The sequence below is a fragment of the Chamaesiphon sp. genome (assembly GCF_041737865.1).
GTDB lineage: Bacteria > Cyanobacteriota > Cyanobacteriia > Cyanobacteriales > Chamaesiphonaceae > Chamaesiphon.
The window spans coordinates 1-6,742 of sequence record NZ_JBGSQZ010000257.1 but is presented as its reverse complement, the minus strand read 5'-3'; the positions used below and the strand labels follow the sequence as shown (position 1 = coordinate 6,742).

Below are 6,742 nucleotides of genomic sequence, written 5' to 3'. Positions count from 1 at the left end.
AATCTATCCGCAAACCATTCAAGAAATTGATTATTGACCCCTTCCCCGACCGAGTGAATAGGGAAGGGTCATTCTTTTTTGAGCCATCCTCTCAACCCTGCTTGACAACTGCACTCGCACCTTAACTTGTCACCAATCGGGTCCCCCGCCCAGTGTTCTTGGGCTTTGCCCTGCTTGGGTATGGGTCACGGATATTGCCGTGGGCGGCAATAACGGGGAACCCATCCGACCCATACGGTGGTACAGGCAAGTGAAGCACCTTTTCAAGGCAGCGGCGTTTTTGTTCGGGGGTTCCCCGTCTTGTCGTTTTTTTATGCGGGGGTTCCCCCCGCATAAAACGCCGCCGAATAAAAAAGCGACGCATCGACAAGGAAGGTGTCCGGGGGAAGCTTCCCCCGGCACACTTCCGCCTGGAGGTTTCCTCTCTTGGCACACACAAACGGGAGGGAACCTCCCGTTCGATGCGCCGCTCCAGTTTGTGTGCGTCAAGACAACGACAAGACAGCGAATCAAGAGAGCAAGGTTTTTCGGTAGGGATTTAAACCCGTGCTCTTTATTAACGTCAGTTCGGGTTAAGGAAAGTCTATTTGCTTCGTTCCAGCACCGCCCTGAACTATACAGCACCTTCCATTAATATAGAGTACAGTAATGTAAGATAAATAAATCATTATTGTGAAACTATATGTTGTACTTCATATTAATGGAAAGTGCTGTAACACTATAAAGTAGGGTAGAATGTCAATTGAAAACAACACACCGTGCTGAAAGTCTACTTTCTGCACTCCCCAAAAGTCTATAAAAAAGGAGCATTATTGAGGCGATAGATCGACTTTGTGATACAGAGTGACTTAGTGGTTTATTAGCCAAAGTTACATTTTTGGCGCGTTGGGCTATTTTAGCCGTATTGTAGTGGAGATCTATCAAATTAAGTTTAATGGAATATTTTACTAACTTATTCGGATCTGACTTATTTATCCCACACGGACATTGTTACCTCTGGAAAACCGAGTTAGTGGGATTACATCTAATATCGGATCTGACGATCGCGATTGCCTATTTTTCGATTCCACTGACCTTATTTCATTTCGTTGAAAAACGGGAAGATCTACCGTTTAATTGGATTTTTAACTTATTTGGGGCATTCATTATCCTGTGCGGAACTACTCACCTATTAGAGGTCTGGACGCTGTGGCATCCAGTATACTGGCTCTCTGGCACTGTAAAAGCTGGCACTGCTATGGTTTCTGCTTATACTTCCATAGTATTAGTAAAATTGATTCCACAAGCTTTGCTGCTACCGAGTCCAGCGCAGTTAGCAACGACGAATCAGGCACTAGAGCAGCAAATCCGCGATCGTGAGTTGGTCGAAGCCCAACTTCAACAAGTTAATGATGAACTAGAAGCACAGGTGACCGCACGGACGCTTAAACTCGCTGAAACGACAGCCCTACTCGAAGTACGAAATCAAGAATTAGACCGATTTGCTTACACTGTTTCTCACGATCTCAAAGCACCTCTGCGAGGAGTTGCCAATCTCTCAGATTGGATTGAAGATAGTATTTCAGAAAAAATCGATCCGGAAACCCAAAAGTACCTGGACTTAATGCGCTCGCGGGTAGCAAGGATGAGAGATTTAATTGATGGCTTGCTCGATTTCGCCCGTGTAGGTCAGACTGAGGTAAGTTTGGAAACTTTTGTCCTTGAGGATTTGTTGGTAGAAATTATCGATTCTCTCAATATTCCGCCCAGCTTTAAGTTCGATTTACCAGCAAACCTATCACCAATCACCACTAATCGCTTACTTCTGAGTCAAGTCTTTGCTAATTTAATCGGAAATGCTTACAAACATCACGATCGCAATGATGGGCACATTCAGATTACCGCCCAGCTTCAAGAAGATTTGTGGAAATTTACCGTAACAGATGATGGCCCAGGCATTCTCGCAGCCGACCGAGAGCGTGTGTTTGATATTTTTCAAACGTTAGTCGCTCGCGATCGACAAGAAAATACAGGAATTGGATTATCTATTGTCAAAAAGCTTGTTAACAGTCACGGTGGTGATATTACCATTGAATCCGAACTCGGTCTAGGGACAACTTTTCGGTTTACTTGGTCACAAAAAGAACAAACCATCGCTAACAAGAACGAAAGCTAACTGATTTTAAATACTACAAAAATACTACTAGGGTTTATGCAAATAACCTCATCTTGAGCCTTACAGCAGTTTCCTTAATCATGAAGTACAGTAACAGCAATTAGCAAACCAATCTAGTACCGCTTTTTTTCTCGTGCCTTGCTTTCCAGGATTAACATGTCCTTCCTCTTTGTGTTGTCTCAACATTTTTTGAACAAAAGCTTTACCAACACCAAAGCTTATAGCTAATTTTCTAACGGAAATATTTCCTGAATGATAAGTGCTAACCACTTTTTCTCTCAGATCGACAGAATATGGTTTCATAATTTCGCCAACCCTTCTAAATAAGCCACCAATGCTTGTAAACCTAAGTAATAACTATTTGCACCAAAACCACTAATCTGACCGACTACAACTGCTGCTAGATAAGAGTGATGGCGAAATGTCTCACGTTTGTAGATGTTACTTAGATGTACCTCTACAGTTGGAATTTGCACAGCCGCGATCGCATCTCTGAGCGCGATACTAGTATGGGTATATGCCCCGGCATTCACAACAATTCCATGATGCCTATCTCTGGCATCATGGATCGTATCGACGAGGATACCTTCATGGTTGGATTGTACTGGATGCACTACGGTATCTAGAGATTTGCCCAATTTCACCAATTGGCTGTCGATTTGAGCCAACGTTGAAACGCCATAAATCCCAGGCTCTCGCAACCCTAATAAATTGAGATTTGGACCGTGTAAAACTAGCACACTGAATTTGCTAACTTTGGAACTCGCTTGCGGCGAGGAGCCACCACCAATCTCCATCATAAATCTAGTGCTCTAGTTATCGCGATCTACGAATGCGATCGTCTACAGGGATTGGAATCAGCTCGGGTTCGGGCTGCATCTCAGGACCTAGCAACACTTCAATTAATTTGCCAGCCCAGTGCTTTAATTTCTCCAGCACTCTTTCGATATAATCCATCAGATAGCTTACTCCAAGAATAATTAAGCCTGAACTAGTATCTCCACCAATGGGTTGGTATTCAACCATGTGTGATACCTTGACTGCTTAGGTCGTTCACTGTTACTTATTGTAAAGGCAAATCTCATGAAAAGGTAAGTCAGATTTAGGTCAGATTCGAGCGATCGAGTGAATCGTCAGCCTGTAAGTCAATCACTGTCAGCTTTTAGCAGATATCTAAACTCGATCGAGCGGCTTTGTTAATTAAATATTAAGATCTTTTAAAATACTTTATTCAGACAATAATATCGGCAAGTAAGTAGCCACGATCCTTGTCAAGCCTGAGTTTTAGTCGGGATGACATAAATCAACCCAGAGATGAGAGTGAGCGCGACAGCTAGCCAAAAAGAGATCGCACAATACAGATGCCAGTTAGCGATGCTCCAGCCTAGATCTGACGACAGGGGCGCAATTATCATCGCGATCGCCACAATTTGACTGGTAGTTTTTAGCTTACCCCAGATATTAGCACCACTAATCTGAGTTTGGCCGACTCGCCAACCCGCGATCGTCAATTCCCTAGCCAAAATCAGACAGACACCCACGGCTGATACCAAGTGAAGATCGATCAGAATCAGCAGCGGAATCAAAATCAGTAGCTTGTCAACCAACGGATCGAGAAATTTACCCAAATCGGTAACTAAATCTAACTTACGAGCTAGATAACCATCGAGCCAGTCAGTCAAAGCCGCAACCACAAAAACTCCAAACCCAATCCAGCGCACAGTTATCTCATTGCTATACAAACAATAAACCACTATCGGCAAACCAAGCAGTCGTGAAAGTGTAATCGAATTAGGTAAGTTCATACATTAAGTTAGTGTCGCGAACGTTCCGCCAACAAATTATCCAAATTGATTGTTTGAGGTGGTGGTGAGAGGCTAATTTACGGGAATACTAATTAAGTCACCAGTGAAGAACATTACAGACAGCTATTAACGACTGGATCTCATCCCTTAGCAGTAAGTAGACACCGAGTAGATTCATGTTGCGGTAAGCGGACTTAGCTAATCCCGATGCCAAATTTAGCCGATTCCGCCCAAGCTCTAGTAAGTTGCGGTAGTTATTACATCAATATCACCGTACCAACCAACCCCATCAGCAGATTGAAACCGAGAGTATGGACAACAGACACAACAACGTTCCAACACTGACGCCGCTTTCAGTTCAAGAGGCGATGGCTTCAGTCCCATTTTTAAGTGAATTGCCAGCCGCCGCGATCGCACCAGCACTAGCTCATGCAGCGATCCGCAATCATCCAGCCAATCAGATGATCTTACTCGAAAATGATTGGGGTAGTTCGGTTTATTTCGTATTGAGCGGCTGGCTCAAAATTCGGACTTATAATGCCGACGGACGCGAAATCACCTTAAATATTGTCGGGAAAGGTGAAATCGTCGGTGAAATGGCAGCATTAGAACAAGCACCACGTTGTACCGATGTGCTTAGTTTAACTCCAGCCACGATCGTCAATATTCCGGCTGATGATTTTGTGCGACTACTCAAAACCGAACCTCTAGCTGGAATGCGGCTGGCTCAGTTGATGGCAAGACGCTTGCGCCAAGTCAATCGCCGCCTCCGCTTGCGCGAGTCAAATAGTGCCTCACGGGTCGCAGATACACTATTATTTTTAGTCGAGGGACAAGGTAAATCCGTATCCACAGGCATCGAAATCCCCAATTTACCGCATCGCGAACTCAGCAGTATGAGCGGTTTAGCCAGAGAAACTGTCACGCGAGTACTAACAAAAATGGAAGCTGCCGGACTAATCGCGCGGAAGCAGGACATTCTATTGATTCCTAGCGTCGTAGCGTTGGAAGCAAGTATTGTGTGAGGTGGATGGTGGATGGTGAATGGTGAATGGTGAATAGTGAACATTTTCGAGTTCTGACCGATCGAATAACCCCAACTAAAATCTAGAGTAGAGTGAATGCCGCACCACGCTCCACACAGATCGATCCTTACGCAGAGGGCATTTTCGAGTTCTGACCGCTCGAATAACCGCCAACTAAAATCTAGCATAGAGTGAATGCCGCGCCTAGCTCCCCACAGATCGATCCTTACGCAGGGGAGTTTGAGGGGCGGCGTTTCGCCTCTCAACGGGGGGTCTGGGGGTCGGAACCCCCAGATCCGGGTTCTGTCCCCACCAATAAAATCGGAACCCTTCAAGTTCTCATCGTTTACCGATTAGCTTCTCACTAGTCTTTAAACAGTTGACAGCTATCTCAAAACGTCAGAATCGATCGAATCGCCTCACCCCGCCGCATCGCATCAAACGCATCATTAACTCGATCGATCGGCATTACCGCACTCACCAAATCATCGATATTAATTTTCCCATCCATATACCAGTCAACGATCTTGGGCACATCCGTGCGCCCCTTAGCCCCACCAAAAGCCGTTCCCTTCCAGACCCGTCCCGTCACTAATTGAAAGGGTCTGGTGGCGATTTCTTGCCCTGCGCCAGCGACACCGACAATGACGCTCACCCCCCAACCTTTATGGCAGCATTCCAGAGCCTGACGCATCAGATTGATATTACCAGTACACTCAAAACTATAGTCGGCACCGCCCTTAGTTAAATCTACTAAATAAGGCACCAGATCGCCTTCCACTTCCTTAGGATTGACAAAGTGAGTCATCCCAAATTTTTCAGCCAGAGCGCGTTTTGCTGGATTGATATCCACACCAATAATCATGTCTGCCCCCACCATCCTTGAGGCTTGAATCACATTCAAACCTACACCACCCAAGCCAAATACCACCACATTCGCGCCGACTTCGACTTTTGCCGTATTGATTACCGCCCCGATTCCCGTCGTCACCCCACAGCCAATCAAACATACCTTTTCAAACGGTGCATCATCCCGAATTTTCGCCAGGGCGATTTCCGGCACGACTGTATAGTTAGCAAAAGTGGAGGTCCCCATATAATGGTGCAACATTTTCCCCTCATAGGAAAAGCGACTGCTCCCGTCAGGCATCACCCCTTGTCCTTGAGTAATCCGAATTGCTTGACAGAGATTGGTTTTGCCGCTGAGACAATAATCACAATTGCGGCACTCTGGGACGTATAACGGAATCACTCGATCGCCCACTTTCAGGCTGGTGACACCCGTTCCAACTTCCATGACGACCCCCGCCCCCTCATGTCCCAAGATCGCTGGGAACAGGCCTTCAGGGTCGGCTCCAGACAAAGTATAAGCGTCCGTATGACACACCCCTGTCGCTTTGATCTCGACTAATACTTCTCCCACTTGCGGTGGTGCGAGATCGACGGTGGTGATTTCGAGGGGTTTGCCCGATTGGAAAGCAACGGCGGCTTTAACTTGCATGGTGAGGATGGGTGTTGGCTATCTACTATTTTGACATTTTGCACCACGATCTAGACATTAGCGATCGCGGAGATCTCAGCGGCTGTTGGAAAATACGGAGATCCCCCTTTTGAAGGGCAGGGCTGATCTATTGGAAAAAGAATAATGCTAAAACCCAATTGTTTCGTTTAACTTCCATCTACATTCGATCGAGACTTAACGACAGAAAAGGGTTAGAGCGGTTTTTCTCTGGTGGATGGATCAGCCCTGCCTTTTG

7 protein-coding genes are annotated in these 6,742 nt (G+C 45.8%); 2 read left to right on the top strand and 5 right to left on the bottom strand.

The window, feature by feature from the left end:
* Window positions 1-934 precede the first annotated feature (934 nt).
* Window positions 935-2,155: an ATP-binding protein gene (locus ACEW9J_RS19285; protein ID WP_373546715.1), complete on the top strand. Its 1,221-nt coding sequence runs from the start codon at window positions 935-937 to the stop codon at window positions 2,153-2,155.
* A gap of 78 nt (window positions 2,156-2,233) precedes the next feature.
* Here the strand turns inward: ACEW9J_RS19285 and ACEW9J_RS19280 are convergent, their stop codons facing one another.
* From ACEW9J_RS19280 to pgsA, 4 genes are all read right to left on the bottom strand, one after another.
* Window positions 2,234-2,458, bottom strand: coding sequence for a hypothetical protein (locus tag ACEW9J_RS19280; protein ID WP_373546714.1), 225 nt, complete (start codon window positions 2,456-2,458; stop codon window positions 2,234-2,236).
* Entirely contained in the window at window positions 2,455-2,952 is a 498-nt protein-coding gene (aroQ, locus tag ACEW9J_RS19275) for a type II 3-dehydroquinate dehydratase (RefSeq protein WP_373546716.1), read from the bottom strand. The genes ACEW9J_RS19280 and aroQ overlap by 4 nt, the downstream gene beginning before the upstream one ends.
* Window positions 2,953-2,971: 19 nt before the next feature.
* Entirely contained in the window at window positions 2,972-3,181 is a 210-nt protein-coding gene (locus ACEW9J_RS19270; protein ID WP_373546717.1) for a hypothetical protein, read from the bottom strand.
* Window positions 3,182-3,426: 245 nt separating this feature from the next.
* On the bottom strand, window positions 3,427-3,960 hold the full coding sequence (gene pgsA, locus ACEW9J_RS19265; protein ID WP_373546713.1) for a CDP-diacylglycerol--glycerol-3-phosphate 3-phosphatidyltransferase: 534 nt from the start codon (window positions 3,958-3,960) through the stop codon (window positions 3,427-3,429).
* Between the two features lie 311 nt (window positions 3,961-4,271).
* On the opposite strand from pgsA, the gene ACEW9J_RS19260 reads away from it, so the two are divergent.
* Entirely contained in the window at window positions 4,272-4,985 is a 714-nt protein-coding gene (locus tag ACEW9J_RS19260; RefSeq protein ID WP_373546712.1) for a Crp/Fnr family transcriptional regulator, read from the top strand.
* Window positions 4,986-5,376: 391 nt separating this feature from the next.
* Here the strand turns inward: ACEW9J_RS19260 and ACEW9J_RS19255 are convergent, their stop codons facing one another.
* Complete coding sequence (locus ACEW9J_RS19255) at window positions 5,377-6,486, bottom strand: S-(hydroxymethyl)glutathione dehydrogenase/class III alcohol dehydrogenase (RefSeq protein ID WP_373546711.1); 1,110 nt, start codon at window positions 6,484-6,486, stop codon at window positions 5,377-5,379.
* Window positions 6,487-6,742 lie beyond the last annotated feature (256 nt).